Source organism: Pseudomonas sp. ICMP 8385 (assembly GCF_002699915.1).
GTDB lineage: Bacteria > Pseudomonadota > Gammaproteobacteria > Pseudomonadales > Pseudomonadaceae > Aquipseudomonas > Aquipseudomonas gessardii.
The window spans coordinates 17,054-42,562 of record NZ_LKBY01000106.1; the positions used below are offsets into that span (position 1 = coordinate 17,054).

Here is a 25,509-nt window from a genome sequence, read left to right on the forward strand (position 1 = left end):
GAGAAACCCTATGAAAGCGCTCTGGCTGATCCTCAAGGTAATCACCTTCCCGGCATGGGCACCGCTCTGGTTGACCTGGAAGCTTGGCAAGTTTCTGCTGGTTCTGGTGCTGGTGTCCGCCGCCTCGGGTTGCGTAACCAACAGCGGCACCATCGACAAGTCGCCATGCGCCTGTGAATTCACCCCATTTGTCATCCAGCACAAGGAGTCCCGCAATGCGTAAGTTCTTCACCCTGACCAACATCATCTGCGTGGGCGTGGTCGGCTTTGCGGCGGCGTCGATCATCTACGTCAATGTCACCAACATCAATTTCAGCTCTACGCCGGAGGACGAAGCGGCGCCGGTAGTCGAGGTGCAAACCGGCAATCCTTTGCTGAAAGCAACCAAAGACGATGTAGCAGGCTGGTTCCCTGGCACCTGCTTTGCCGAGATCTACATGCAAAACCCGTCGTACAACGGCGGTCTGGTGAAAGGCTGCATCGACAAAACCGCGCAGGAGATCAAGGCCCAAACCGGAGCTGCCTTGAGTGCTGAGGACTTCCGGTCGCCCGAAGTGATCTCCCACTTCAAGACCGTATACGGGGCCGGGAATCCATGGCGCAGCTGACGTTACAAGGCCTGGTTGGGGCCACTGACGAAGTAACCACTTCCTTTGTCAGTGAGGTCTTCCCCAACCTGGCCAGCATGGTAGAGCCGCTGGTATGGACTCTGGCGGTGGGCTACTGGGTCGCTTTGGGTCTGCAGATGTACAACGGCCATGTTTCAGTCAAAGGCTGGGATATCGTCAAGCGGGCCATGTTGACCGCCCTGGTGTTTACCTGCCTGAACTGGTCCGCAGGCGGGACGGTTCTTTATCAGGCCTGGGGCGCTTGGACCGAAAGTATCGCGTCAAAGATCATGAGCGGCGGCGTAAGCACGAACTCCATGCTCGATGCGCTTTACGTCGATATTGGCAAGGTCGCCAGTACGCTGATGAATGTCAGCTGGCGGCAGGCAGCGATGATCTTGATGGGGACCGGCCTGTTTGTGCTGAACTGCATCCTGTTTATCGCGGCTGTGCTGAACATGCTGATTGCCAAGTTTGGTGCAGCAATCGTCATGGCGATACTACCGATCATGATTGGCTTTATCTTCTTTGATGCGGTGCGCCAGTGGGCAATGAACTGGTTTAGCAAGATGCTGAACTTCTCATTGATCTACATCCTGTCGATTGCTGTTGTCCGTTTTGGTTATTCCGTGTTCGGGGATGCAATCAAAGAAGTGGCCGCAACGGCAACTGTTACAGATGCCGCCCTGATCACTGCGCAGCAATGGGGCCAGTTGGTGATTGTTGAGGGTGTCATGATCATTTGCATGCTGCAGGTGCGCGGTTGGGCAGCAGCATTGTCATCGGGCGCGGCTGTTGGTGGTTCATCGCTGGTGCTGATGGCACTGCGTACTTTAGGGGTTCGTAAATAATGGACAAACAAGACAAGCAATTTGATAAGGCTGAAAAAGCCCGTCGTAAGCGTGAAGTCGAAGGCAACAAGACCCGACAAGAGCGCAATCGCTCGCTGTTCTTCCAAGGGGTGCAGGCTATCGCGATCCTGGGGCTTGGCTTCGCCGTGGCAAGCCTGGCGAATTCCAAGACCTATATTCCAGTGGTTACGGTACTGGGAGCTGACGGCGAGGTTCTGAAACAGCGTGTTATCGATCAAGATAACGTCGATCAGGAGCAGGCGATTATCGAGAAAACCCTGTTCGACATGATCCGCGCCTGTGAAACCTTTGACCCCAAACGCAAGCAGCAGCTGTCGGATACCTGTCATACCTACCAGACGCAGCAAGTCGCCAGGGAATATGAGGAAGTCACCAATCCAGAGAACCCACAAAACCCCTATGTTCTGCTGGGTGAAAACGATTGGATCGAAGGGCAGCCGTACTTGATGAACAAAGTTGGTGATGAATATCAAGTTGCGTTCAAGTCGATTACGCATAAATGGGGAGACAAGGAACCGGTAGAACGTCGTTACCTTGCAACCATCAAGATTGCGCATACTTTGGTACCCCGTGCCCTTGGGGATCGTTGGGAGAACCCTTTTGGCACGCTGGCCACTGTGTATCGCAAGAGCGAAGAACTGAGCCGCCGGTAATTCGCTGAACTGACAAGGAAACTAATCATGAAAAAACAGTTTGTTTTGCCGACTGCTATTGCTTTGAGTTTGTCTCTTTGCGCATTTAGCACCCATGCCGCGAAGTTGCCGAAGCCGCTTTCCAGTGATAATCGCGTAAAACAAGTGCCGTACGATCCCAACCAGGTTTATGAGTTGGTGGGCACTTATGGCTACCAGACTTCCATCGAGTTTGAAGCTGATGAAATGGTGAAGGTCGTGGCCCTGGGCGACACCATCGCCTGGCAGAGCATGCCATTTCGCAACCGTGTGTTTCTCAAGCCGGTAGAAGACAACGCCGACACCAACATGACGGTGATCACCTCCAAGCGTACCTACTACTTCCAGCTGAACAGCACCAAGGTCAAGTCGGGCCAGTCGTACCTGGTGCGATTCGTTTACCCGAACGCTCGCATCACCTCGTACAACCCCGAGGGGGAAACCCCTGCTGGCAGTACCCCGGTCACCAGCTCGGGCACTCCGGCATCGCCGAACATCAATTACGGCTACTCGGGGGACAAGGAAGCCATCGGCGTGCAGGGTGTGATGGACGACGGTCAGTTCACCAAGTTCCTGATCAAGAAAGGCGCCGATCTGCCGCAGTTCTACCGCGTACTGCCGGATGGTACCGAGGCGATGGTCGATGCTCGCCGTGAAGGTGAGTACATGGTCGTCAAGCGCCTGGCCAGCATGTTCGTCTTGCGCAGTGGTAATGCCTACGTCTGCGTTGAAAACCTGGCCAATCCCTACAAGCGCACCGTAACCCATGGTGCCCGTGACGGCGGGGGGGCATAAAGATGGCCACCGAACCTACTCAACCTCAAGAAAAGACCCGTGACGAAGAGATCCGCGAGTGGAACGAGTCCAACTCGATGCTCAAGGGCAAGGCAGGCAACAGCAAGCGCAGTGGTATTGCCATTGCGGTAGCCGCAGTGGTCGCCTGTGGCTTCGCGTACATGGTTACCCATGGCGATGACGAAACCGAGAATAAAGACACGCTGAAAAAAGAAGAACTGGTCGCGGCCAGCCCGCGCAAAGTGATGGATCCGCCACCTCGTCGGGAGGCTGCGAAGGTCGCGCCGGTGAGCAATGAGCCGGGCGCGCCGGCAGATACGCCACGTTCGGTCGTTGACCGGCAGCAGCAAGGCGCCGTGAGCGATGAAGAACGACGCCGGCAGCAGCTGGAAATGCAGGCCCAACTGGAGCGGGAGAAAATGCTCGCGGCACGGCAGCGCTCGGCCATTTTCGCGACGGCCAAGGACGAAGGTTTTGACCAAGGGGCAGGGCAGGGCGCCGATGGCCAGCAGGCCAACGGTGGCTCTCTACTGGGTGGCGGTGGTCGTTCTTCACAAGGCCCGATGAATGCAAACGATGCTTTCGCCGCGTCTACCTACAGCGATAGCGTGCCGTTCACCGAAGCCCGTGTGATGGAGAACCTGGGATACAAAGTGCTGCAGGGGGCTGTCATCGAGGCAACCCTGCAGCCCCGCGCTCAAAGCCAACTGCCTGGTCAAATCTGCGCGTCGATTGCACAGGATGTATACGCCGCCGAAGGGCGCCGGGTAATGCTCCCGTGGGGTTCCTTGGTGTGTGGGAGCTACAACGCCAGCTTGAAGCCGGGCCAAGAGCGCTTGTTTACCATCTGGAACTTTGTGCGAATCCCGCGCCTGGACGGGCGCCCTCCGATGGAAATCCCGCTCAACAGTGCCGGTACCGACCAGTTGGGTACCGCTGGCCAGGGTGGCGTGGTCGACAACCACTGGGCGCAGATTTTCGGTGTCGCGGCTGCGGTATCGATCATCGGCGCCGGTGCCTCGAACAGCGGTGTTTCGTCGAGCGATCAGGAGAATTCCTCGTCCCGCTACCGCAGCGAAGTACAGGAAGCCGCCGCCGATTCGGCACAGACCATTTTGGGCCGCTACGCCAACATTCAGCCGACCGTGACTGTCCCGCATGGCTCGCGTGTCGTGATTTATCTGCAGCGCGACCTGGACTTTACCAAGGCATTCGCCAAGCAGGCCGAACGCGCCGAAAGCGGCGGCGTTACCTTCATCAACTGAGGACCGGATATGTCTGAGATTGCATCCTTTCGCACAAAACTGGGTCCGCTTGCTGGCATGTTGGATGACCCGGAAGTGACAGAGATCGCTATCAACGGTCCAGACAACGTATGGGCCGGCTACCGCAGTAGCCGGTTCATGCGTCCGGTTCCGGTTCAAGGTGTAACGCTTCCCCTGATCAAATCGCTGGCCAGCCTGATTGCCGCCCACACTGACCAGGAAGTGAGCGCCTACACGCCAATCCTGTCGGGGCGTATCCCAATCAATCTGGACGACAACGTGCCGGACAACGAGCGGGGCGACTACCGCGTCCAGATCGTCCTGGCCCCGGCTGTTGAGCAGCACATCGGCGGTATCGTCTGTATCCGTAAACCAGGGCGGAAGCAAATCACTCTCGATCAATACGAGGCTTCCGGTGCTTTCGACTTCATCAACCAGCCACGTGATCATGGCCAGTACAGCGATGATCACCTGGTTGAACTGTATCGGGCCAAGCGCTGGAAAGAGTTCTTCAAGGGCATCGTCAAGGCGCGCAAGAACATCATGGTTTCTGCCGGTACCAATGCCGGCAAAACCACTTTCCTCAACGAGTTGCTGCAGCATGTGGACGGCAACAATGGCGAGCGAGTAATCACCATTGAGGACACCCGCGAACTGCGCCCAGCGGGCGGGAACGTGGTGAACCTGATCTATTCGCGAGGTGGCCAGGGCAAGGCCCGTGTTACGCCATTCGATCACCTGGAATCGATTCTTCGCCTGACCCCAGACCGGGCAATTATGGGCGAGCTGCGTGGCGGCGAGGCGTTCCCCTTCCTTGAACTGATGAACACCGGTCACAGCGGCACGATGAGTTCTATCCACGCCGACTCGCCGGATCTCATGTTCGACCGCCTGGCATCAATGGCATCGCGTGGCGGTGCTGACATGAGCAAAAACCAGCTGATCGAGTTCTCCCGGCATCTGATCGATGTCGTTATCCAGTGGGAATACGGCTTCGATGGCCGACGCATCATCACGGAGGTTCACTATGCGAAAGCTGCCTAAGTTCACCCTGGCGCTGCTGGCCAGTGTCTGCGCGTCTGCCATGGTTCATGCCGAAGATGCACAGCCGACCCGGTTTTCCGAACTTGCCGCCAAGTGCGCGCCGACCGTTCACCCGTCCACGCTCAAGGCGTTGATCGGCAACGAGTCTACCTTCAACCCTTACGCAATCGGCGTGGTTGGCACTCACCTGCAGCGGCAACCGCAGTCCTTGAGCGAAGCCATCGCCACTGCCGAGCAGTTGGAACGGGACGGCAAGCGTTATGCCATGGGCCTTGGCCAGTTGCTAGTCACCAACATGCGTGCACGCGGGCTGAGCTATCAGGATGTGTTCGAGCCATGCCGCAACTTGCAGGCCATCAGCAACTTGCTGGTGGAGTATTACAAGCAGGCGCTTACGACCAGTAGCGACAAGCAAGAGGCGCTGTTGAAGGCCTTTTCGATGTACTACAGCGGCAACGAGCTGCGTGGCTTCCGCCCGGATCGACCTGGCGAAATGTCTTACGTCGAGAAAGTGGTTCACCGCGCCCTGAACCCCACTGCTGAGGATCCGATTGTGCCGGCTGTAGAGGGTGCAGAAGGCGCTGAGCCGATTTCCGTGGTTGCAGCTAGCGCCCCTGCCCGAAAAGCGCCGCAGCGCGCTCGTAGGGCCTCTGAACAGCAGGAAGGTCCATGGCTGACCTTCACTGACGACAATGGTCAAGCCGTTGCTGCCGCGAAGACTGAGACGGCCAGCAAGCCGCAGATCCAAGTCCACCTCAACACCGATGCCGAGGCTGATATTCCGAAGCGGGAATTCAAGCGCTTCGATCAACCTGCGCCACAACACTTTGAACAAGCCGAGGCGCAGCCTGTTGCCGAACAGCAGCAAGCCACCCCGTCATTTGTCCAGATCATCAATTGATTTCTCGCACGCGAGAAAAGGAGTTCGTATGCGCACCCCAATCATGACTTTCCTCGCTGCGCTGGCATTTGCCGGTACCGTGCAGGCGAATGAATTGCCGCAGCCACCAACTAATTACGACTACGGCTCTAAAAGCGATTCAGAAGCTTGTGGGGCCACCCTGTGTCTGCTGGGCATGATCCGCGACGGTGATTGTGACAAGTACGTCACCAAGTACTTCAGCATCATTCGAACGAAAAAAGGAAAATTCAGCCCGTCCAGAACTGCCGAGGCTCGGGGTGACTTTGTTGCCCAATGTGCTGAGGACCAGGACCGTGCTAAAGCGGCCAATGACAAATGGGGGACCGTACAACGTGGCTTCTAAGTTCACTGCAGTAAGGTCCCTTTCCTTGGCCGTAGCGATGGTGGCCAGCTCCCTGGTTTGGGCTGACCAAGCGCCTGCTTCGTCGGAGCCTGTAGCCGCACCGGTACTGGTCGATGGCGCGCGCCGCATTGAAGTCGGCTTCTCGCCGGAAGGCTCGGCACAGGACCTGGTACTGCGCACCATAGGCGCGGCGAAAAGCTCGATTCGCCTTTCGGCGTACATGCTGACCAGCCCCGATGTGACCAAGGCCTTGATCTCGGCCAAACAGCGCGGTGTCGATGTGGCGGTGGTGGCTGACCATCAAGGCAATCTGCAAGGCGGCGCTGCCCGCGCTGGCCAACATGCGCTGACATTGCTGGCCCGTGCCGGCATCCCAACCCGTACGGTGAAGGCCTACGCGATCCACCATGACAAGTTCATGGTGATTGACGGCAAGGCAGTTGAAACCGGCAGCTACAACTACACCGCTGCAGCTGCCAGAAACAATAGTGAGAACGCATTGGTCGTCTGGAACGACGCCGATCTCGCTGAGCAGTACCTGAACCACTGGCAGAGCCGGTGGGAGAAGGGCCAAGCATTCAAACCAAGCTACTGAGAGGGCACGCACATGGACAAGCAAACTGATCAGACCACCACTTACCAGCTGTTCCAAAAGGGCAGGGAACCGGAAACGTTCACCGACGCAAAGCTGGCGGGCGCAGCCTGGTTCAAGGCCGAGCTGTCCGACAAATCCGTGATGACTGTTCAACAGGGCGGGCAAGCCGCCCGTGTCTTTGCGCAGGTTGGCAAGGAGGGCACGCAGTATTACAAGGATCTGCCCTTCGACAATATGCCAGGCGCTGCAGACTTCAAAGCCTCGTTCAAGGATGCGCTGGAGCTGCGCAAGGCTGAGCAATCCGGCGCGGCCTCTGGTAAACCCGGTGAAGCGATGGCAATTTCCAAGCCAATGGATATGCCGGCCATCAAGGCAGCTGAGCAGGGTAAGACCTACGACGGCAAGATAGTCGCCTTCCACAACAACCAGGTGATTCAGGCCGTCACTGACGGACAGAAGACTATCCATATTGCCCATGAGCGAGCGGCCTTGAGCAGTGCCAAGGCTGGGTTGTTGCACCAGGGCAAGGATCTGTCGATTCGTTACCCCTTCTCGGGCGTTGGCATCGTGCAAGAACGCCAGCTGCAGCACGAACTAAAAACCCCCTCACATCAACCGAAAGGCTACGGCGGCAAAGGTTTTTGAGTAGTAGCTGAAAAAGGAGAAAGGAGCCGGTAGGCTCCTTTCTTTTTGCCCGATATTCGATATGACTCATGACGAAATCGATCAGCTGCTGTGGCCATTCGAGCCGCTATTCGGTCGCTGGTCGGACGCACAGATCGCCACTGCAGCGGGTGTTAGCATCCACGCGGTGGCAGGCCGGCGCAGACGCCTTGGCATTGGGAGCCATCTGCAGGCCTATGATTCCATCTTGGGTCTGTTCACGGATGAGCATGTGGCCCAGCTGGCAGGGGTGGCCAAGCAAACGATAACGGTCAGGCGGTCATCCCTGGGCATTCCGTCGCACCGTGACCAGCAGACCAATCCGCTCGAAGTGTTCGATCCCCTGCTAGGGGTGTTGAGCGATGCCGCGATTGCTCAACTCGCCGGCAGAAGTCCGAGTGCAGTTCTCAAGCGCCGGCGTAAACTTGGAATCACCACGTACCGTCCACGATCCGATACCCCGCAACTGAAAACCCCGCACAAGGCGGGGCATAGTGGGAAGCTGGCCAGCACTACCAAAGGCGTTTGACTCACATCCTGGGATGCCCGCTGCTCGGGCCTTCCAAGTGAGTACGTTGCTTGCGCTCCAGCGCCTGGCCGTCCGCAACATTCCGCGGTTGAATCGACTCCCTACGCTGCCGCTCGCGTTCTTGCTGTAGCGACAACGCCGTGGTTTTGTCGTAGCGCTTGGCGATTGCTGCCGGCAGATCTTTGATGGAGTCCGCATAGACGCGGGCTTCATGCCGTGCCCGGCTGATGGCCACATACCAAAGGTTCTGCGAGGTGGTGCGGCTCTTGGTGTTGAGCGAGATCATGACGCGATCATTGGTCAGACCCTGAGCGCTGTGGACGGTCGCGGAATAGGCATGTTCCAGGTGCAACGGCTTGTTGGTCGGCAAGCTCACGGTGCGTTCGGGCTGGCCGTTGATCTCCTTGAGCGAAGCCAGCTGCACCACGCCGCCCTCGATGCTGACTACGCGCATGCGGTCGCCGTTGGTGAGGTCGAGCTTGGGATCCTGGCGGTTGATGCGAATGAGGTCACCCACAGACAGCTCGGGTTTCTCCAGCTTGTAGACACTGAGCTTGGTGGCCTGTCTCGGGTTGAACTCGTAGCGGTTGCCGCTACGATCCTTGACCACAAGCACATTACCGGGCAGCGCCTGGTCAACTACATACAACTCGCCTCGTACCAGGCCAGCCCGCTTATAGTCCTTTTCCGGCTGAATGATCATGCCCTGCTTGTAGCTGGGGGCGTACCGCCGTTCTGCATCAGTGGAATCGACCCGGTTCAACGTTTCGAACTGTTTACCCTTCCCCAGCAGCCCGAGTGCCTGGCGGGCCATCTGGTTGATTTCCTTCCGGTCCTTGTTGGTGCCGGCAACGATCAACACCTCTTTGCGTTGGTCGGGGGTTAGTGCCATGTAGTCGCGGACAATGGCCTGGTGCCGCTCAGTGGCAGTTCGCAATTCTTCAACGTGTTTCAGGTGATCCAGGGACTTGGTGGGCTTCCCCTCGGCCGCATGCTGCACTGCCAGTTTCAACTCGGGATCCTTCTGCCGCTGGATCTCCTTGATACGTGCGGTCTGCATGCCGTTTTGCTGCAGCTGAGCAAATGGCTTGCCTGCCTCGATGGCCTCGGTTTGCTTGGTGTCACCCAGCTGGATCAAGCGGGCGCCGGATTGCTCGATCTCCCGCATCAGCCGTTCCATCTGGCGGGCGCCCACCACGCCGGCCTCATCGAGAATAACGATGGTCTTGGCATCCAACCCCTTGTTCTTGGTGTGGAAGAAGCTGGCCAGCGTGTGCGCATCCAACCCTTCGTTCTTCAAGGCGGTGACCTGGTTGCCGTACGGAGCCAGGGCAACAACTCTGTACCCTGATCCCGGTTGGGAATCCCGGCTGGCCATCGCGGCGTTCACGGAATCGATCAGTTTGACGGCACGGTCTACCGAGTAGGTTTTGCCGGTACCCGCATCACCCTGGATGCCTACAAATCGATTGTTGGTGCTGACGATCACCTCAACGGCCTGGTATTGGCCAGCCGACAAGGTGGACCCTTCCAGCGCCTTGGCCACCTGTTCCTTGGTCATCAACGGGGTGACCTGGCCACGGCCTGTCCGCTCGATAGCCAGAATGGCTTTCTCGCGCTTCAAGGCCTTCTGCGTCGTATAGCGCTTTTCTGCAGGCTCTAGCGAGCCGCGCTTGATAGCCTTGTCCACATACTGACGGGCCTGTTTCTCACTCCAGCCTTTCAGCTCCTGCAGGTGTGCCCGCCAGCCAGCAGGCGACAGTACCGGCGAATCTAAGTCGCCGTTGGGCATGCGGTAGGTCGGCGGTGATTCGATCAGCGTCCCTTGCTTGACCAGGCGCTTGATTTCCTCGTTTACCTGATCAGGGGTAGCAAGGCCGACAGCACGTCGCAAGGCGACGGTGCGCAGGTCATTTTCCCCGACTACTTGCTCACGTTCGGTCAGGTGATTGATGGCGTACTGGACAACGGCCTGCCCTGGCGTGATGCCTTCGGGCAGGCTGTATTCTGCAGGGCTGCCCTTGCGAGGCGCGTATTCACGATTGTCCAGGTGGCTGCGAGCGCCAAAATCAATGCCCAGCTCGCGGGCTTTGGTTACCCAATATTCTTTGACCAGGTGGCGGTCGCGCTCGTCCTTGCGTGGCCGTGTGGCCATCGCAATGATCTGCTTTTCGAGCGGGGTGGCATCGGCGCGGGTTTTTCCGTCCTTGGCCAGCGCGTCTTCGATCACTTTGGAACGGCTGGAAAACGCCTCGATCTGGTCACGCGATATGTGGGCCAGCTCGAAGTTGCCCTGGTTATCCAGAACCCGGATCTCATATCCCAGCGCACGCAGTTCCTGGGCAAGGATGCCCTTGTACATGGCATCGACTTGCGGCTGGATTTTGTAGATATCGTCGTTGCGCAAAGCGCGCCATTTGCCATCCGACCGCCTGGTCATGTTCATGACCACGGCATGCGTGTGCATCTGCGGATCCTTGGCCCGGCTCATTTCATGACGAAACTTGCCTATCACCAGGTTGCCCGAGCGCTCGAGCATGGTTTTGCCGTTCACCTTCAATCGTGTTTGGGCCAGGCGCTCGACTTCCTCCATGCTCTTGGTCACTGCGCGGTCGTGCGCTGCCATCACATCCTTGTCGCCGGCGATCAGCGCCTGCATGGAGACGGACTTAGGCGCCGAGAACGTTAGGTCTAAGCCCATGCGACGGGAGCCTGTTTCCTTGTCGAAGGTCTTAGCCATTCGTTCGCCATTCGGGAGCTTGCCGTCGAACAGACGGGCCAGTTCCTTCTGGTCGATAGGCCCCTCCAAACCCAGCAACTCGGCCCCGATACCTTGCCACTCGCCGGGGGCTTCCTTGGCGTAGTAGTCATCGGCGTTGGAAAAGTAGCCCGCCGCCGCGTACTGGTTGTCACCCTTGATCAGCGTCACGTTGAACATCGCTTACCTCGTCAAGCTGCTTGGCCAATGACGATTGCCGGCGCCCGCTCTTTGTAATCGACGTAAGGCGTCTTGATCTTGGTAATGGGGAAGTCCTCGGCAAACTTGACGTAGGCTTCCAAGTCATTGAGGTTCGAGATCTCCGAATCCATCACGACCGGTTCAAGCTTGATTTCCTCGGCACGTGTCATCCGCCCTGCGGTCCACGACTTACGGAAGCGCTTGACCTCTTGGTTGCCCAAAATCTCCTTGGCCATATCGGCGTTCTTGGCGTTCGCCGCTGCCAAGATGACGTAGTTACGGAAGCAGGAAAGCAGGGTTTCGGCATCGTCGCGGCCATAGCTGGCGTTGAGCTGGGACCAGTCCTGCAGACTGCCGACCATGCGCAGGCCGTGTTTCCGCCCCTTGGTCGCTGCAGGAACAAAGCTTTCCAGCTTGCCCAGCGACTGCAGTTCATCGAGGAACAGCCAGAGACGCTTACCTGTCATCGGTTCAGAGCTGAGGATGGTTGCGCAGATGGTGTCGATCCAGGTGGCCACCAGCGGGCGCATGGTGTCGCGCATGTCTTCCCGCCAAGTGATAAACAGGTTGCCGGCGTCGGGATCATTCACCCAGCGATAGATGGAAAAGTCGCCTTTGCCCATGTAGCGCAAGGGCCGGATGTACTTGTTCATCATGAACTGGATGCTGGCGATGGCCTTTTCCGCGTTATCGCGGAAATAGCCTTCGGAGTCGGTATTTGCCAGGAAAGCTCGGATGGTGTCGCCGTCTTCACGAACCAGCAGGTTTACCAGCGTGTCCTGATTGGCGTTGTTTGTCTCCATCAGCTTGCGCATGGTGTCGGAAAGCACGTCTCTTGCGTACGCGCACCACTGCTCATCACTGGGGTCCACCTGCGGCGGAATGATCGACTTGGCCATCCGGTTGAAATCGTGGACGCCACGGATCTCGTTGAAGATCGTCCACCCTGCGGATCGAGCGTCGAACGGATTGAGGATGTAATCGCCCTTGAAACTGAACTTTGAATAAAACGTACCGTTCGGGTCGACCACTGCCATGCGGTCATTGCGTCGAAGTGCCGAGGCAATCATGCCTTCCATCGTCACGGACTTACCGGCGCCGATGGATGCACAGATCATTGTGTTGCGGTCTTCCAAGTGCAGAGGCATCGGCAGCTTGCCGATCATGATTGGCTCGGCCTTTTCCTGCCCTTTTTTGCGGCGTTCACGGTTGGTCTTGGCATTGCGGGCACTTACTTTCCGTTCCACGAAATGCCAGTTGCGGATCCGCGAGCCACGCAGCCATTGCTGGAAACGTTCACCTCGGAACCCGTCGTCGCAATATTCGTACAGGTAATAGCAGAGCCCGGCAGCCGCGACGGACGCAGCGATGGTCATGCCCAGCACCATAGGTTCCTGCCAGCCGTTGTGCAGAGTCTCTTTGAATGCTGCCGGGAATGGGGCCAGGGGCAGCTGGGCCAATTGTGTACCGGCCAGCCAGCCAGCGATCGGCAAACCAAAGCCCGCCGTCATGGCGGCTGAATCAACCTCTTGTTTGTGCATCAGTCCTCTCCTGATAGACGTTCAATGTCCTCGGCCAGGTCGGGCAAAAGTGCTGCGAGTGCATCCTCGCTGCTGACCAGGTGCTTGAGTTGAGCGCGCAGCTCATTGACCTTGCCCTGTGCCGTTCCTTGACGCAGCAGATAGACCACGATGGCCTGAATGGTTCTGCTCCGTGCCTGTTCCTGGGTGATGGTTTCGAGCAAGCCAAGGATCTGTTGCTGCTCGGCCCAGCTGTCCATATCCACCTGCCGGCCACCTTTGTCTGTGGCCAGCACCCGGTCGCGGATGTAGCTCGATAGGTGCTTATAGCCAGCGAGTGCTGCTGCTTCTTCAACCCTGGACAGCTGCTCGTCGTTGAATCGAATGGGTACTGTTTTGCCCACGTTGCTCCCTCAAATGCACCTTGAAAATTGGGGTTTGACATGCCCAAAGGTACCGCACATTCTCTGTAATGCAAATGTATCACGCAAAAACCTTGATTTATCTGCATTACAAGCATACTTTGTAATACAAACGTATCACATAGTAAATTCTGAAAAAACCGCTCAGGCCCAAGGCTGACGCGGCTTCCACCTCCCGCCAGGGAGGTGCGTGTTGTGTATTGAGATTTTGACCCTGTTAAGGGTCGAAATTGATGCTCTTGTTAAGGGCGTTTTTAGTGCCTAGGCCGAAGGCCGTAGCGAGCGGAGGACAAGGGTAGGCAGAAAGGGTGCTGTATGGCTGTAGATTGAGTGCAGAAGGGGTAAAACTTGACTACAGGTAGGGGGTGAGTAGGATACAGGGTAAATGCAATATAGGTGCAGGTAGGGTGCAAAATGGCAGGCAAGGATATTGAGAAGGCACTGATGGCGGTTGAGCCAGTGACCAAGGCAGCGAAAATACGCCAGGTCATGCCAGTGATCGAGAAGCAGCTGAGGGCAGGTGTACGACGCCAGGCGATTCTGGATGTGCTCAAGGAGCAAGGTATCGAGGTCAGCATGGATACGCTCAAGAGCTACCTGTACCGATACCGCAAGGCCCAACGTGGAAACCAGGCGAACACTGCAAGCCCTGCACCAGCGCCACAACATTTGGAACCAGCGCGGCAGGTCGAGCCGGAACAAGAAGGAGGTGTATCGTACGATACAGAACCGAGCCATGATGCGGACGAACGGCCACATTTGGGGCCGGCTGAGTTGAGCAGGCTCATGAATCCCGGGGACGATCAAAACGCCTCGGACTTGGATCGATATGAAAGCGCAGCGCGCAGCAGAAGGAAACGCACATGAGAACCGTCACCGTGAATTTCACCGGCAACTCCGGTAAAACCACACTCTCCGATAACCTGCTTTGGCCCCGTATCGGCGGTCTGCGGTTTGCAATTGAAACCATCAACGCCGGTGCGTCGGACACCGCAGCCGAAATTGAACGCCTCAAGGGCAAGCAGTTTGGCGAACTGTCCGAGGTACTGCTGACCGAGGACAAGGTTGTGGTCGACGTTGGCGCATCCAACGTTGAAGACTTCTTCAAGTTCATGGGCCAGTACGACGGCTCCCACGAAGATATCGATTACTTCCTGGTGCCGGCAGTACCGGAGAAAAAGCAGCAGGTCGATACCATCAACACCATCAAGACCCTGGCCGCGCTCGGCGTGCCGGCAAAAAAGATCCTGGTCGTCTTCAACAAGGTCCAGATCGATGATGCCGACGATATCCCGCAGACGTTCGCGGCGCTGTTCGGCTTCCACGAAGTCGAGAAGAAATTCACCCTCAAGCGCGATGCCGTGGTGTACGCGAACGAGATTTTCGAGCGCTTGCGCCCGCTGAAAATGAATGTCACGCAGGTACTGGAGGACTCCACGGACTATCGCGCCCAGTTGCGCGATGCCAAGGACGAAACCGAGAAGGATCACGCGCTTCGCATGATCTCCGCGCAGCGCCTGGCCAAGTCGGCATCGCGCAACCTTGATCAGGTGTATGCCTCGCTGTTCGGCAAGGGGAAGTGATCGATGGCCAAGGACCCGACGACGGCCCGCGAAGCGATGGTCGCGCAAATGATGGAAGACTTTGATGCCATCGTGCGGCGCCTGGAACAGGTCGACGCCGACCTGGCGGCGAAGACCTCCGAAGCCGTACGCGATGCAGCAGGCAAAGTCCTGCTGCAGACGCAGCTGAACTTCGAGTCGATGATGGAAGAACAGCGCAACGCACTGGTGCAGGCAGGACGCGAAGCGGCAGCGCGGATCGGGAATGAGATCAACCGCAGTGCGGCCAGCCTGGTGACAGCACAGGCTGAGCGCCGGGCGGTTGGGTACTCGGTAGCTCTGCTATCGATTGGTGCGGCGCTTGGCGCCGCCATCGTGTACGTCGCCTACTTAGTAGGTCGGTGAGGGGGCTTGCCCCCTTTTTTTGGTGTGTAACCTGTATCGTACGATACAGGTTACTATGTCTCTAACGTTCACACCCCCCTGACGCAGAGTGATCAGCAGGGGGATTCTCGCGTGCGAGAAATGGAGGCCGCATGTCCGCAACCCCTAGCCAGCTGCTCTATGACGAAATTGAGGGAGCCTACGATTGGTTCAATGATCGGTTGTACGGTGGCCAGCTGCCGGGCTGCATCTTCACCCTGCAGCGCAAGGCCAACACTTTCGGCTATTACTCGCCATCGCGCTTCCTGCGCCGGAATGGCTCGGGTAAGAGCGATGAAATCGCGCTGAACTGCGCCTACTTCGCGCATCGCAGCATCAAGCAAACACTGTCCACGCTGGTGCATGAACAGGCGCATCAGTGGCAGGATCGCTACGGGAAGAAGTCTCGCGGCGGGTACCACAACCGCGAGTGGGCCGACAAAATGGAGGCCATCGGGCTGATGCCTTCGCACACGGGTGAACCTGGCGGGCGCCGGTGCGGGCAGCAGATGACGCACTACATCATCGAGGGCGGCCCCTTCGATGTGGCATGCGATGAATTGCTCGCAACCGGCGCCATGATTTCCTGGATCGATATCGTCACCCAGCGGGTGCCAATGTCCGCAACGCAATTGTACGGGCCAGGTGGGGAGCCTTTACCCCAGCCCGAAGATCCGACCATCGACTTACCGGCGCTGACTGTCGCGGGCCTGATTCAGCCGGCAACGCCGGCTGAGGATCCGAAGAACAAGCGCAAGTACACCTGCCCCAGCTGCAAGTTGAACGTGTGGGGCAAGCCAGGCCTGAGCGGGCGGTTGCTCTGTGTGGACTGCGACGTACGTTTCCTTGAGGCCGGCGAGCTGGTGGAAGTGCCGCACGACCCTGATGCCCAGCCGGGCGGGGACGACTGAGAACCGAAGGGCGTCAGTTGCCCCCGCCTGGCCGCTGCCGGCAAGGCGACTTGTTGCGAGGGAGGCCCTAACGTATATATGTGTTAGGGCTTCGATCCAGCAGGAGATCACATCCCATGTACATACCGTCACGCGACGACTTGCTGCAGTTGTATGAGAACGACGTTAAATCGGCGTACGCGGGGATGTAAGCCGGAACCCCAGAAATTTCCGTCACCCTAGTTGGGTGGGCTCAACACTCGTGTCACCAGCTACCTTCTGGAGAATCGAGCTCGGCCATCCCTCCCTGGACGGGCATCGCTCGACGATGTTCAACGGCTCCCTCACGGGGCCGTCGTTTTGTGGGGGCTATTCCATCCACAAGTCGTCGAGGTTCTTGAAGTTCCAGAGCGTCGGGTCTTCGGGGCCAGTGATACTGTCCTTGCAACTCGTGGCCGCCAGGTCGATGGTCTGCATCGGGATCGGCTCTCTCGAGCGTAGCGAGAAGAACACGCGAACCTTGGGAGTCAGCAGTGATTCCATTCCCGGCTCAACGACAACGGCCAGACGCTGAGAGGACAGGCGAACCAAGGAGCCGACGGGGTAGATGCCCACGGCCTTGACGAAGGCGTGGAAGATGCGTTTGTCGAAATGGCCCTCCCACTTGGCCATCTGCCGCATCGCCGCGGACGGGTCCCACGGCTTTTTGTAGGCTCGCTCCGACGTCACGGCATCATAGACGTCGCAGATTGCGCCCATGCGGGCCAGGAGTGAAATGGCGTCACCGGCCAAGCGATCCGGGTAGCCGGTTCCGTCGATCTTCTCGTGATGGTGCAGGGCAATGTCCACCACCCCGGGCTCGGCCCCGCCTGCGCGCAGCATCTTTGCGCCCTCCACAGGGTGGCGCTTCATGATGGCGAACTCGGCATCGGTGAGCTTGCCTGGTTTGTTAAGCACTTCCAGCGGCATCGCGGCCTTGCCTAGGTCGTGCATCAGTCCGCCGATGCCAGCCAGGCGCGTTTGCTCCTCGTCTAGATCGAGATGCCGGGCCAGCGATAGCATCAGGGCGCAGACGGCAACCGAGTGCAGGTAGGTGTAATCGTCGTGCGTTTTGATGCGTGCGACGCTGATGAGGGCATGAGGTTGGCGCAGCACCGAGGCAGCGATTTCTCCGACCAGCGGCAACGTCGTGCTTGGGTCGACGGCCTTGCCAAGCCGGGCTTCCTGGAACATGTCCATGACTTGGGACTTGGCCGCAAGACAGAGTTTCCGTGCATAACACATTTCGCTCTCCATTGAGGTTGCGCCGTCACTTTTCTTGCTTAGTGGACTAGACGGCAGAGATTGCTCCTCCGACAATTCTCTGGGCTCTGGGCTCTGGGCTCTGGGCTCTGGGCTCTGGGCTCTGGGCTCTGGGCTCTGGGCTCTGTGGGCTCTCTGGGCTCTCTGGGTCGACTTGGCTTTTGGCCAAGTCGACCCAGACCTCCCCGACGCCACATTCTCGAATGGCAGAGAGATCCTGAGGCTCGGTCAGCAGGAAGCTGCCGCGCCAGAATGGGTGTCGAACCCAAGAGCAGGCGAGCTTGTGGATGTACATGCCGAGACGAAGCTCGGATACGGGAATGCGTTTTACCAACTTATTTTCCTTTCTGAGTTGGGTGGTTAGGCGTGCGCCGAGGCTGGCACCCAGCGGTAGAGCGGAGGTAAGGTCACGCCAAGATTCTTGGATCAGCCGGAACCGCCGAAATTTCCGTCAGCCGATCAACATGGCTTTGTCTCGCGCTCGGTCGATGCGTTCCTGCATCGCCTGCATGACTTCTTCGTGGGTGTACGACTTGGCGTTGGGGTCGTCGGCCTCTCGGAGAGCTTCCTCGACCTCGCGGGTCATCCGCGCATATTCTTCCGGCCACAGCGCTTGCTCCATGCGCAGCGACGCCTGCCCAAGCAGGTGCAGCAGGCCGAACAGCCGCATGTCATTGGTGGCGACGACGTGCTCTCGAATCCGCTCCTGGATCACCTCGCAGGCCCGATGCGCCTCTGGCGTCGCCGTGCCCTCGTAGCCGGCTGGGAGTTCTGCTTCTTCAGCGATTCGCGCCCAAGCGATAGCCAGCGCCTCGATGGTGGACAGGTTCATTTGCTCATCCACTTGCGCAGCAGACGCTTTTTCAGGGAGGCGCGCTCTTGCGGATTGCGTCCCTTGTGGTTGGCAATGCGATCCGCCGTGGCGGCCTGGCGCTTGATGGGCCAGTAGGAGCGGCCATCCTTACCCATCGACCAGACGTTGCTGACCTGGTTTTCCAGTAGAGGCAGATGGGCGCATAGAGCTTCCGGCGACGCGCTGGCCAGCGCGGTGCGCTCGTGGGTTCGCCAGCGCTGATGCCAGAGTTTCTTGTCCTCGCGCTCGCTACGGCAGGTCGTGTGCCCAACGATGGGCGTTTTGCGGCGGCTGCGGCTCATGATGTGGTTGTCTCCAAGAACATTCAGGACAGGCTTTCTGGGTAGAGCGCCGTCACCGGGACAGGGTTTCTTGCACTTGTTCCAGCGAGGTCATCAGATGATCAACCTGATCCTGAAGATCCACGGCGAGATCAAATAGCTCAGCCACTCGGCTGCGTGATCCCTCGTTGAACGCGGCCATTGCCAGTTGATGCAGCTTCAACAGGTCGGTGCGCAGTTGCGGAGGTGCGCCGTCTGCGCTGTCATTCAAATCGCCGCGCAGCACGTCCACGGCATCGACTGCACGCAGCAGTGCCGTGGTATCGAAATTCTCGGGAGTCAGTTCGTCCCATTCGTCGTCGGTGATGCGGGCTGCCATCAGGAGAGCTCCGATTAAGCGGTTGCGAGCGTTAGATGCCCGATCGGCTCGGCTGCTGGCCGTACCTTGATTTCGATGTCGTAGCCGAGGCGATTCAGACAATCCATCAGCTTGCGTTCGGATAGATTGGTGAAGTCGCCGCGCATCATGCCCGACACCTTCGGTTGCGGGATGCCCATGCGTTTGGCCGCCGCTTGTTGAGTCAGCCCAAGGGCGCGCATGGCCCTCCTGATCTCGACCACCAGGCCGGTCTTGATCTTGAGCTTTTCAGCGTCAGGCAGTCCAAGGTCGGCAAAGACGTTGCCCGAGCTGCGCTGAACCTCGACGCCTTCAATGATTCGTTTTTGCATTTCGTAGCTCCTGTGCCAATACCTCGGCCACCTTCAGCCGAGCGCGGATGATGTCCATGTCGGCCTTTGGCGTGGCGATTCCGCTCTTGCTCTTCTTCTGGAAGCAGTGCAGGACGAACACCGCTTCCGCAAACTTGACCGTGTATACCGCTCGATAGGTGCCGCCGGCATCGTCTTCGACGACCTCCAGCACGCCGGCACCACCGAACCCCTTGAGCACCTTTGCTGCGTCATCCTGATCGCCTATCTGCGCCAACGAGAGCGCGTAACCGAAACGGCGACGCACGTCGGACGGCAACGCCATCAAATCCTTGTGGCTGCTCGCGATCCATTCGAGCGGTTTTTCTTTGTTTGTCATGACGGAATTTTATACCTGTTCAGGTAATGATGTAAACGCGGCAACCTCAAGGAGGTGTCGTAAAACATTTGTTTTGCGACAGGCTGTCAGCCGCCGCTGTGCTACCTGTGCAACACCCCCTCAAAAATGTACGGAAAACTCTATCGCTATTCACTATTATGCGGAAACCTGTTTTTGATGGTTATCCGCCTATGTTGGTTGGCTACATGCGCGTGTCGTCGGACTCCGACCGCCAGAGCACGGACTTGCAGCGCGACGCGCTGCTCGCCGCCGGCGTCGATCCGCGTCACCTGTTTGAGGATCGTGCCTCTGGCGCGAAGGATGACCGTGCCGGCTTGGCGCGGGCGCTTGAGTTCGTTCGAGCCGGCGATGTGCTGGTGGTGTGGAAACTCGACCGGCTCGGTCGCTCGCTGTCGCACCTGCTCGCCATTGTGACTTCGCTCAAGGACAAGCGGGTGGCGTTCCGCTCGCTGACAGAGAACCTGGACACTACGACGCCCTCGGGCGAATTCCTGTTCCAGGTGTTCGGTGCGCTCGCGCAGTACGAGCGCGCCTTGATTCAGGAGCGCGTCGTCGCGGGCTTGGCCGCCGCACGCAAACGCGGCCGGATCGGCGGCCGGCCGCAGGCGATCACTGGTGAGAAGCTGGACGCCATCGTCGCCGCGCTCGATGGCGGCATGTCTAAGGCGGCGGTGTGCCGCAACTTCAATGTCAAGCGCACTACGTTGATCGAAACATTGACGCGAGCAGGTTGGCGTGGTGCGGGAAGGACGGTCGATGAGCAACAAGAATAAGCTACTCACCGTCTTTTCTGACGCAGAGCAGGAAGCCTTGTACGGCCTACCGGACTTCGACGATGCTCAGCGGCTGGAATACCTGGCGTTGACCGAATCTGAACTGGCGTTCGCCAGCAGCCGGCCTAGCCTGCAGGCCCAAGTCTATTGCGTCTTGCAGATCGGCTACTTCAAGGCCAAGCATGCTTTCTTCCGCTTCGATTGGCATGAGGTCGAGGACGATTGCGCCTTCGTGCTGAGTCGCTATTTCCACGGCGAAGCGTTCGAACGCAAGGCGATCACCAAGCATGAGCACTACAGCCAGAGGGGTCAGATCGCCGAACTGTTCGGCTACCGGTCGTGGGCGGCTAGCTTCCTGCCGCAACTGGCACAGCAGGCTGAACAGATCGTGCGGCGCGACGTAATGCCAGGATTCGTGGCCGCCGAACTGATCGTTTGGCTCAGCGAGCACAAAATCATCCGGCCCGGCCACACCACCTTACAAGAGCTGGTCAGTGAAGCCCTGTCCACCGAACGCAGGCGCTTGGGCGGCTTGCTGGCAGAAGTGTTGGACGAATCGGCCAAAGCTGCGCTGGGCCAGCTCCTGGTGCGTGACGACACCCTGTCTCAACTGGCAGCGCTCAAGCAGGACGCTAAAGATTTCGGCTGGCGTCAGATGGCAGGGGAGCGCGAGAAGCGCGCCACGCTGAAGTCCTTGCACGGGATCGCCAAGGCGCTGCTGCCCAAGCTCGGCATCTCGCAGCAGAACCTGCTGTACTACGCGAGCCTGGCGAACTTCTATACCGTCCATGACCTGCGCCACCTGAAGGCGGAGCAGACCCGGCTCTACCTGCTGTGCTATGCCTGGGTACGTTACCGGCAGCTCACCGACAACCTGGTCGACGCGATGGCCTTCCACATGAAAAAACTTGAGGACGAGAGCCGCACGGGTGCGAAACAGTCCTTTGTCGCCGAACAGCTGCGACGCCATCAGGAAACGCCGCAGGTTGGCCGCCTGCTGTCGCTGTACGTGGACGACAGCGTGGCCGATCCGACGCCGTTCGGCGAGGTGCGCCAACGCGCCTACAAAATCATGTCCAGGGAATTGCTGCAAAACACGGCGCAGCGCATGAGCGTCAAGCCACTGAACAAACTGGCGCTGCACTGGCAGGCGGTGGACGGCCTGGCCGAACGCATTCGACGCCATCTACGGCCGCTGTACGTCGCGCTCGACTTCGCCGGCACGGCCCCCGATAACCCATGGCTCGCGGCGCTGACTTGGGCCAAGAGCGTGTTCGCCAAGCAGCAGCGCCTATCACAACGGCCACTCGACGAATGTCCGGCGGCAACGCTGCCGAAACGCTTGCGTCCGTACCTGCTGATGTTCGATGCCGAAGGCACGCCGACAGGCCTGCATGCCGATCGTTACGAATTCTGGCTTTACCGTCAGGTCAGGAAACGCTTCCAGGCGGGCGAGCTCTACATTGACGACAGCTTGCAGCACCGGCATTTGTCCGACGAGTTGGTTTCGATGGACGAGAAAGCCGCCGTGCTCGCGCAGATGGACATCCCCTTCCTGCGGCAGCCGGTCAGTGCCCAGCTCGATGCACTGGCGGCCGAGTTGCGTGCGCAATGGGTGGCGTTCAATCGCGAGCTGAAACAGGGCAAGCTGACGCACCTGGAATACGACAAGGACACGCAGAGACTGACCTGGCGCAAGCCCAAGGGGGAGAACCAGAAGGCGCGCGAGCAAGCTCTCTACGAGCAACTGCCATACTGCGATGTCGCCGACGTGTTTCGCTTCGTCAACGGCCAGTGCCAGTTCCTGTCGGCGCTGACACCATTGCAGCCACGCTATGCGAAGAAGGTAGCCGACGCCGACAGTCTGATGGCGGTGATCATTGCCCAAGCCATGAACCACGGCAACCAGGTTATGGCACGTACCAGCGACATCCCGTACCACGTCTTGGAGAGTACCTACCAGCAGTACCTGCGCCAGGCGACGCTACATGTGGCCAACGATTGCATCAGCAACGCCATCGCCGCACTGCCGATCTTCCCGCATTACTCGTTCGACCTCGATTCGTTGTACGGTGCCGTTGATGGGCAGAAATTCGGCGTCGAGCGACCAACTGTGAAGGCGCGCTACTCGCGCAAATATTTCGGCCGCGGCAAGGGCGTCGTCGCCTACACGCTGCTGTGCAATCACGTGCCGTTGAACGGCTACCTGATAGGCGCACACGAGTACGAGGCTCACCACGTGTTCGACATCTGGTACCGCAACACGTCGGACATCGTGCCGAGCGCGATCACCGGCGACATGCACAGCATCAACAAGGCCAACTTCGCCATCCTGCACTGGTTCGGACTTCGTTTCGAGCCGCGCTTCACCGACCTCGACGACCAGTTGCAGGAGCTGTATTGCGCCGATGATCTGGCATTGTACGAGAAATGCCTGATCCGGCCGGCTGGCCAGATCGACCGGCAACTCATCGTCGGTGAGAAGGCGAACATCGACCGAATCGTCGCCACACTGGGCCTGAAGGAAATGACGCAGGGCACGCTGATCCGCAAGCTGTGCACCTATACGGCGCCGAACCCGACGCGGCGCGCAATCTTCGAGTTCGACAAGCTCATCCGCAGTATCTACACACTGCGCTACCTGCGCGACCCGCAACTGGAGCGTAATGTTCACCGCTCGCAGAACCGCATTGAGTCCTATCACCAGCTACGCTCGACCATCGCCCAAGTCGGTGGGAAGAAGGAATTGACCGGCCGCACCGACATCGAAATCGAGATCAGCAACCAGTGCGCCAGGCTGATCGGCAACGCGATCATCTTCTACAACTCGGCGATCCTGTCCCTGCTGCTGACGAAGTACGAGGCAGCTGGCAATGCCAAGGCGCTGGCGTTGATCACGCAGATGTCGCCAGCGGCCTGGCGGCACATCCTGCTGAACGGGCATTACACCTTCCAGACTGACGGCAAGTTCATCGACCTGGATGCGCTCGTGGCGGGACTGGAGCTGGGCTGACGGAAATTTCTGGGATTCCGGCGTACAACCCCAAGTAATTGCCCGCACTGCCGCTACTGATGCGCAGGCTGGCGGCGATCTTGCGCACGGACAGGCCAGCGTCGAACTTTAGACGTAGTACCTCTCGGATTTTACGCATGGATATACGCTCCACGATGACCTCTTCGCTTCGAGAAAAGAGGTCGATGGTAGTGAATAATCCTGCGTTGCTGCCTGCCTGAGCATGGATCGGATCAGTGGAACATCACTGTCCAAGTGCTTGTGGAATCAGTGTCCAAGTGGCCGTGGAATGAGTGTCCAAGTGGCCGTGGAATGAGTGTCCAAGTCAGCGTGGACTGGGTGTCCAAGTGCGCATGGAATCCCCAGGCTGCCTGTTGAGTGTTCACGCCAGGTGCAACATTGCTGCTCGAGGGAGCGCTGTTACCTCCAGCCTGGCCGCCGCCGGCCTCGGCTGTCTTCTCTTCGAGGCTGCCTGTTGAGTGTTCACGCCAGGTGCAACATTGCTGCTCGAGGGAGCGCTGTTACCTCCAGCCTGGCCGCCGCCGGCCTCGGCTGTCTTCTCTTCGATACAACCTTCAGTCATCTGATGAGAAACACTCGCCGCACCCTCCAGGGCCTCGTTCGTAGCATCTGCATCATCAGCGGAAGGGATGGGCGCGGAGCCACCCTCGCCACCGAAGAGGTTCGGGCCAAAATCCATTACGGTGTCGTCCTGAGGTGTTTGCATGTGGGTACTCCTTTTCTGTTCGGGCTTTAACCTATGAAATCACCCTTCCAGAAAATCCCAACCCTCACGTCTCCTCAGCATATCGGGCCTGCATTTTTGCCTTCACCCGATTCTCCAACCTCTTTGCTACATCCACAACAAAAGCAAGGAACTGAAGATCGAGGCCTTCTTCAACCTCATTCATGATGTCGTCGGCAACGCCCTCAGCTTCTCGACCAAATTGCATTCCGGCATCAGCCATTTCGAACAGTAGCTGAGCCGCTGGCTTTCTCTCCGAGGTATAGAAAACGTCCGACTCTTGCTCAATCGCGGCTATTTGGTTAGCCGGCGCATCCTGTGCTGAATCAACATCTTCATCATCGTCAAGCGGCACCGGCGGAGGCAGGGAACCGTTTTTTTCTGAGGGCGGAAGTGGCTTATTGGTCAATTCAGGTTTCGATCTGCCCTCCTCCCTCATGTCCTTCGCGGCCTTACGAATAGCCTTAGGCCCACGGCTACACAACTCTTGCTGTGCTTCTTTACCCAGCTTAGCCACCTGTTCAGCTGCGGATACGCTCACTTCGCCGGACTTGACAGCATCCAGCAGCTCTTGGGCGCCGTCCCGCACAACCTTGCACGCAGAAGACACAGAGCGCGGACTGATACCCAGGACTTTGGCTGCCTCCTCAATAGCCATTTTGGCGGCTTCCAGCTCCTGCCCGGCGGCCTTCTCCAGGTCAACAGTGATAGCGCTACTCCCGCGCAGTGAGGACAGCTCGGCAGCGATCAAAGCCCGTTGTGCCACGGTGAGCTGCCGTCGATAGAGGTTCAGAGAGAGGACATAACCCAGGGCATCATCTCCTGTGTATTCCTCTGTTCGGGGTTCGATCAGCAGATCCTTGCAAACGCGGTATCGGTTTCGCCCATCAAGGATCTTTCCTTCATGGAGAACGATCGGGGCACGCTGTCCGTTGGTATCGATATCTTCAAGCAGGGCTTCGTAGTCATCACCAATGATTAGCGGAAATAGCTGAGCGTAATCGTGAAACTCCAAATCATAGCTTTGCATAAGCAGCTTCTCGTTCCATGTTCATCTAGGAACGATAAGTCGAATACATACATAAATGACGCTTTTTCAGGTCGTTTTTGCGTCTGAATTTGCGATCATTTTGTTGACCTGTCGTCGATATTCACGCAAAAAAAACCCTGCCATTTAAGCAGGGGTTGTGATCTACAGAAGCCCAGGACAATAAATCTAAATCAATATTAAATCTTCTCTTGAAGTTGGCTTATTAATTCCTCGAGAGCTTCTTGATCTGGTTTTGTGTCAACGAATCTAAGCGACTTGTCTGAAAGGACTTCCATGACACCCCATTTCAATTCATGTAAA

Annotated in this window: 29 protein-coding genes and 1 pseudogene; 18 read left to right on the forward strand and 12 right to left on the reverse strand. The window is 58.3% G+C overall.

The genetic code is table 11. From position 1 onward, the window contains the following. Positions 1-10: 10 nt before the first annotated feature. The 12 genes from AO268_RS18340 to AO268_RS18395 all read left to right on the forward strand — a co-directional run bounded on the left by AO268_RS18340 (position 11) and on the right by AO268_RS18395 (position 8,307). Entirely contained in the window at positions 11-223 is a 213-nt protein-coding gene (locus AO268_RS18340) for a hypothetical protein (protein WP_042857706.1), read from the forward strand. Next, positions 216-608 (forward strand): hypothetical protein, encoded by a 393-nt coding sequence (locus AO268_RS18345; RefSeq protein ID WP_028691935.1) that lies wholly within the window; start codon positions 216-218, stop codon positions 606-608. The genes AO268_RS18340 and AO268_RS18345 overlap by 8 nt, the downstream gene beginning before the upstream one ends. Next, positions 596-1,459 (forward strand): type IV secretion system protein, encoded by an 864-nt coding sequence (locus tag AO268_RS18350; RefSeq protein ID WP_028691936.1) that lies wholly within the window; start codon positions 596-598, stop codon positions 1,457-1,459. Before AO268_RS18345 ends, AO268_RS18350 begins: the two co-directional genes overlap by 13 nt. Then, positions 1,459-2,133 (forward strand): type IV secretion system protein, encoded by a 675-nt coding sequence (locus AO268_RS18355; protein ID WP_042857705.1) that lies wholly within the window; start codon positions 1,459-1,461, stop codon positions 2,131-2,133. The genes AO268_RS18350 and AO268_RS18355 overlap by 1 nt, the downstream gene beginning before the upstream one ends. A 27-nt stretch (positions 2,134-2,160) precedes the next feature. Next, positions 2,161-2,946: a TrbG/VirB9 family P-type conjugative transfer protein gene (locus AO268_RS18360; protein WP_047710199.1), complete on the forward strand. Its 786-nt coding sequence runs from the start codon at positions 2,161-2,163 to the stop codon at positions 2,944-2,946. A gap of 2 nt (positions 2,947-2,948) precedes the next feature. Further along, positions 2,949-4,211: a TrbI/VirB10 family protein gene (locus AO268_RS18365; protein WP_028691939.1), complete on the forward strand. Its 1,263-nt coding sequence runs from the start codon at positions 2,949-2,951 to the stop codon at positions 4,209-4,211. Between the two features lie 9 nt (positions 4,212-4,220). After that, entirely contained in the window at positions 4,221-5,255 is a 1,035-nt protein-coding gene (gene virB11, locus AO268_RS18370) for a P-type DNA transfer ATPase VirB11 (RefSeq protein ID WP_028691940.1), read from the forward strand. After that, complete coding sequence (locus AO268_RS18375; protein ID WP_042857704.1) at positions 5,239-6,156, forward strand: lytic transglycosylase domain-containing protein; 918 nt, start codon at positions 5,239-5,241, stop codon at positions 6,154-6,156. The genes virB11 and AO268_RS18375 overlap by 17 nt, the downstream gene beginning before the upstream one ends. Before the next feature lie 28 nt (positions 6,157-6,184). Beyond that, positions 6,185-6,520 carry a TrbM/KikA/MpfK family conjugal transfer protein gene (locus tag AO268_RS18380; protein WP_028691942.1) on the forward strand — a complete coding sequence of 112 codons (336 nt, stop codon included), beginning with the start codon at positions 6,185-6,187 and terminating at the stop codon, positions 6,518-6,520. Between the two features lie 25 nt (positions 6,521-6,545). Beyond that, complete coding sequence (locus tag AO268_RS18385) at positions 6,546-7,115, forward strand: phospholipase D family nuclease (RefSeq protein ID WP_223625421.1); 570 nt, start codon at positions 6,546-6,548, stop codon at positions 7,113-7,115. A gap of 12 nt (positions 7,116-7,127) precedes the next feature. Next, entirely contained in the window at positions 7,128-7,760 is a 633-nt protein-coding gene (locus AO268_RS18390) for a KfrB domain-containing protein (protein WP_042857702.1), read from the forward strand. Between the two features lie 61 nt (positions 7,761-7,821). Continuing rightward, a complete protein-coding gene (locus AO268_RS18395; RefSeq protein WP_042857701.1) occupies positions 7,822-8,307 on the forward strand; it encodes a hypothetical protein in 486 nt (161 codons plus the stop codon). A gap of 1 nt (position 8,308) precedes the next feature. Here the strand turns inward: AO268_RS18395 and mobF are convergent, their stop codons facing one another. Genes mobF through AO268_RS18410 form a run of 3 tightly spaced genes read right to left on the reverse strand, consistent with a single transcriptional unit; the run spans position 8,309 to position 13,190 of the window. Next, complete coding sequence (mobF, locus tag AO268_RS18400) at positions 8,309-11,245, reverse strand: MobF family relaxase (RefSeq protein ID WP_042857700.1); 2,937 nt, start codon at positions 11,243-11,245, stop codon at positions 8,309-8,311. Between the two features lie 11 nt (positions 11,246-11,256). After that, entirely contained in the window at positions 11,257-12,807 is a 1,551-nt protein-coding gene (locus AO268_RS18405) for a type IV secretion system DNA-binding domain-containing protein (RefSeq protein ID WP_042857739.1), read from the reverse strand. Next, positions 12,807-13,190, reverse strand: a complete 384-nt coding sequence (locus AO268_RS18410; protein WP_042857934.1) for a hypothetical protein — start codon at positions 13,188-13,190, stop codon at positions 12,807-12,809. The genes AO268_RS18405 and AO268_RS18410 overlap by 1 nt, the downstream gene beginning before the upstream one ends. A gap of 432 nt (positions 13,191-13,622) precedes the next feature. Here AO268_RS18410 and AO268_RS18415 point away from each other — a divergent pair, with 432 nt between their 5' ends. The 4 genes from AO268_RS18415 (at position 13,623) to AO268_RS18430 (ending at position 16,104) form a co-directional block, all read left to right on the forward strand. Then, positions 13,623-14,075 carry a hypothetical protein gene (locus tag AO268_RS18415; protein ID WP_042857936.1) on the forward strand — a complete coding sequence of 151 codons (453 nt, stop codon included), beginning with the start codon at positions 13,623-13,625 and terminating at the stop codon, positions 14,073-14,075. Beyond that, positions 14,072-14,791 carry a StbB family protein gene (gene stbB / locus AO268_RS18420; RefSeq protein WP_028691950.1) on the forward strand — a complete coding sequence of 240 codons (720 nt, stop codon included), beginning with the start codon at positions 14,072-14,074 and terminating at the stop codon, positions 14,789-14,791. Before AO268_RS18415 ends, stbB begins: the two co-directional genes overlap by 4 nt. Positions 14,792-14,794: 3 nt before the next feature. Next, the gene (locus AO268_RS18425) at positions 14,795-15,175 is read left to right on the forward strand and encodes a hypothetical protein (RefSeq protein WP_028691951.1); all 381 of its coding nucleotides are present in this window, start codon (positions 14,795-14,797) and stop codon (positions 15,173-15,175) included. Positions 15,176-15,306: 131 nt separating this feature from the next. Beyond that, entirely contained in the window at positions 15,307-16,104 is a 798-nt protein-coding gene (locus AO268_RS18430) for a SprT-like domain-containing protein (RefSeq protein ID WP_042857939.1), read from the forward strand. Between the two features lie 348 nt (positions 16,105-16,452). Here the strand turns inward: AO268_RS18430 and AO268_RS18435 are convergent, their stop codons facing one another. The 7 genes and pseudogenes from AO268_RS18435 to AO268_RS18465 all read right to left on the reverse strand — a co-directional run bounded on the left by AO268_RS18435 (position 16,453) and on the right by AO268_RS18465 (position 19,606). Further along, on the reverse strand, positions 16,453-17,322 hold the full coding sequence (locus AO268_RS18435; protein WP_223198360.1) for an HD-GYP domain-containing protein: 870 nt from the start codon (positions 17,320-17,322) through the stop codon (positions 16,453-16,455). A gap of 91 nt (positions 17,323-17,413) precedes the next feature. Continuing rightward, positions 17,414-17,680: a DUF3391 domain-containing protein gene (locus AO268_RS33565; RefSeq protein WP_306474140.1), complete on the reverse strand. Its 267-nt coding sequence runs from the start codon at positions 17,678-17,680 to the stop codon at positions 17,414-17,416. A 156-nt stretch (positions 17,681-17,836) separates the two neighbouring features. Next, on the reverse strand, positions 17,837-18,217 hold the full coding sequence (locus AO268_RS18445; RefSeq protein WP_001054412.1) for a hypothetical protein: 381 nt from the start codon (positions 18,215-18,217) through the stop codon (positions 17,837-17,839). After that, positions 18,214-18,540 (reverse strand): hypothetical protein, encoded by a 327-nt coding sequence (locus tag AO268_RS18450; protein WP_000091614.1) that lies wholly within the window; start codon positions 18,538-18,540, stop codon positions 18,214-18,216. The genes AO268_RS18445 and AO268_RS18450 overlap by 4 nt, the downstream gene beginning before the upstream one ends. Positions 18,541-18,563: 23 nt before the next feature. Then, positions 18,564-18,898, reverse strand: a pseudogene (locus AO268_RS18455) (transposase). A 14-nt stretch (positions 18,899-18,912) separates the two neighbouring features. Continuing rightward, positions 18,913-19,248 (reverse strand): helix-turn-helix domain-containing protein, encoded by a 336-nt coding sequence (locus tag AO268_RS18460; RefSeq protein WP_001172026.1) that lies wholly within the window; start codon positions 19,246-19,248, stop codon positions 18,913-18,915. After that, positions 19,229-19,606, reverse strand: a complete 378-nt coding sequence (locus AO268_RS18465) for a type II toxin-antitoxin system RelE/ParE family toxin (RefSeq protein WP_003151133.1) — start codon at positions 19,604-19,606, stop codon at positions 19,229-19,231. The genes AO268_RS18460 and AO268_RS18465 overlap by 20 nt, the downstream gene beginning before the upstream one ends. A 191-nt stretch (positions 19,607-19,797) precedes the next feature. On the opposite strand from AO268_RS18465, the gene AO268_RS18470 reads away from it, so the two are divergent. Both AO268_RS18470 and AO268_RS18475 read left to right on the forward strand, forming a co-directional pair. Beyond that, positions 19,798-20,400, forward strand: coding sequence for a recombinase family protein (locus AO268_RS18470; RefSeq protein ID WP_010465829.1), 603 nt, complete (start codon positions 19,798-19,800; stop codon positions 20,398-20,400). Next, positions 20,384-23,413, forward strand: a complete 3,030-nt coding sequence (locus AO268_RS18475) for a Tn3 family transposase (RefSeq protein ID WP_010799689.1) — start codon at positions 20,384-20,386, stop codon at positions 23,411-23,413. The genes AO268_RS18470 and AO268_RS18475 overlap by 17 nt, the downstream gene beginning before the upstream one ends. Positions 23,414-23,795: 382 nt before the next feature. On the opposite strand, the gene AO268_RS18485 is transcribed toward AO268_RS18475, so the two are convergent. Together AO268_RS18485 and AO268_RS18490 are read right to left on the reverse strand one after the other, a co-directional pair. Further along, positions 23,796-24,140 carry a hypothetical protein gene (locus AO268_RS18485; protein WP_176561391.1) on the reverse strand — a complete coding sequence of 115 codons (345 nt, stop codon included), beginning with the start codon at positions 24,138-24,140 and terminating at the stop codon, positions 23,796-23,798. Positions 24,141-24,204: 64 nt separating this feature from the next. Then, positions 24,205-25,188 (reverse strand): ParB/RepB/Spo0J family partition protein, encoded by a 984-nt coding sequence (locus tag AO268_RS18490; RefSeq protein ID WP_011600728.1) that lies wholly within the window; start codon positions 25,186-25,188, stop codon positions 24,205-24,207. Between the last annotated feature and the right edge of the window lie 321 nt (positions 25,189-25,509).

Excerpts from the sequence above, each read along its gene's own strand:
- AO268_RS18375 (WP_042857704.1), top strand. The coding sequence starts at position 5,239 with ATGCGAAAGCTGCCTAAGTTCACCCTGGCGCTGCTGGCCAGTGTCTGC.
- AO268_RS18425 (WP_028691951.1), top strand. The coding sequence starts at position 14,795 with ATGGCCAAGGACCCGACGACGGCCCGCGAAGCGATGGTCGCGCAAATG.
- AO268_RS18390 (WP_042857702.1), top strand. The coding sequence starts at position 7,128 with ATGGACAAGCAAACTGATCAGACCACCACTTACCAGCTGTTCCAAAAG.
- AO268_RS18355 (WP_042857705.1), top strand. The coding sequence starts at position 1,459 with ATGGACAAACAAGACAAGCAATTTGATAAGGCTGAAAAAGCCCGTCGT.
- AO268_RS18340 (WP_042857706.1), top strand. The coding sequence starts at position 11 with ATGAAAGCGCTCTGGCTGATCCTCAAGGTAATCACCTTCCCGGCATGG.
- AO268_RS18365 (WP_028691939.1), top strand. The coding sequence starts at position 2,949 with ATGGCCACCGAACCTACTCAACCTCAAGAAAAGACCCGTGACGAAGAG.
- AO268_RS18435 (WP_223198360.1), bottom strand. The coding sequence starts at position 17,322 with ATGGACATGTTCCAGGAAGCCCGGCTTGGCAAGGCCGTCGACCCAAGC.
- AO268_RS18350 (WP_028691936.1), top strand. The coding sequence starts at position 596 with ATGGCGCAGCTGACGTTACAAGGCCTGGTTGGGGCCACTGACGAAGTA.
- mobF (WP_042857700.1), bottom strand. The coding sequence starts at position 11,245 with ATGTTCAACGTGACGCTGATCAAGGGTGACAACCAGTACGCGGCGGCG.
- AO268_RS18485 (WP_176561391.1), bottom strand. The coding sequence starts at position 24,140 with ATGCAAACACCTCAGGACGACACCGTAATGGATTTTGGCCCGAACCTC.
- AO268_RS18465 (WP_003151133.1), bottom strand. The coding sequence starts at position 19,606 with ATGACAAACAAAGAAAAACCGCTCGAATGGATCGCGAGCAGCCACAAG.
- AO268_RS18460 (WP_001172026.1), bottom strand. The coding sequence starts at position 19,248 with ATGCAAAAACGAATCATTGAAGGCGTCGAGGTTCAGCGCAGCTCGGGC.
- stbB (WP_028691950.1), top strand. The coding sequence starts at position 14,072 with ATGAGAACCGTCACCGTGAATTTCACCGGCAACTCCGGTAAAACCACA.
- AO268_RS18430 (WP_042857939.1), top strand. The coding sequence starts at position 15,307 with ATGTCCGCAACCCCTAGCCAGCTGCTCTATGACGAAATTGAGGGAGCC.
- AO268_RS18415 (WP_042857936.1), top strand. The coding sequence starts at position 13,623 with ATGGCAGGCAAGGATATTGAGAAGGCACTGATGGCGGTTGAGCCAGTG.
- AO268_RS18490 (WP_011600728.1), bottom strand. The coding sequence starts at position 25,188 with ATGCAAAGCTATGATTTGGAGTTTCACGATTACGCTCAGCTATTTCCG.
- AO268_RS18345 (WP_028691935.1), top strand. The coding sequence starts at position 216 with ATGCGTAAGTTCTTCACCCTGACCAACATCATCTGCGTGGGCGTGGTC.
- AO268_RS18470 (WP_010465829.1), top strand. The coding sequence starts at position 19,798 with ATGTTGGTTGGCTACATGCGCGTGTCGTCGGACTCCGACCGCCAGAGC.
- AO268_RS18405 (WP_042857739.1), bottom strand. The coding sequence starts at position 12,807 with ATGCACAAACAAGAGGTTGATTCAGCCGCCATGACGGCGGGCTTTGGT.
- AO268_RS18360 (WP_047710199.1), top strand. The coding sequence starts at position 2,161 with ATGAAAAAACAGTTTGTTTTGCCGACTGCTATTGCTTTGAGTTTGTCT.
- AO268_RS33565 (WP_306474140.1), bottom strand. The coding sequence starts at position 17,680 with ATGTACATCCACAAGCTCGCCTGCTCTTGGGTTCGACACCCATTCTGG.
- AO268_RS18445 (WP_001054412.1), bottom strand. The coding sequence starts at position 18,217 with ATGAACCTGTCCACCATCGAGGCGCTGGCTATCGCTTGGGCGCGAATC.
- AO268_RS18395 (WP_042857701.1), top strand. The coding sequence starts at position 7,822 with ATGACTCATGACGAAATCGATCAGCTGCTGTGGCCATTCGAGCCGCTA.
- AO268_RS18450 (WP_000091614.1), bottom strand. The coding sequence starts at position 18,540 with ATGAGCCGCAGCCGCCGCAAAACGCCCATCGTTGGGCACACGACCTGC.
- virB11 (WP_028691940.1), top strand. The coding sequence starts at position 4,221 with ATGTCTGAGATTGCATCCTTTCGCACAAAACTGGGTCCGCTTGCTGGC.
- AO268_RS18380 (WP_028691942.1), top strand. The coding sequence starts at position 6,185 with ATGCGCACCCCAATCATGACTTTCCTCGCTGCGCTGGCATTTGCCGGT.
- AO268_RS18475 (WP_010799689.1), top strand. The coding sequence starts at position 20,384 with ATGAGCAACAAGAATAAGCTACTCACCGTCTTTTCTGACGCAGAGCAG.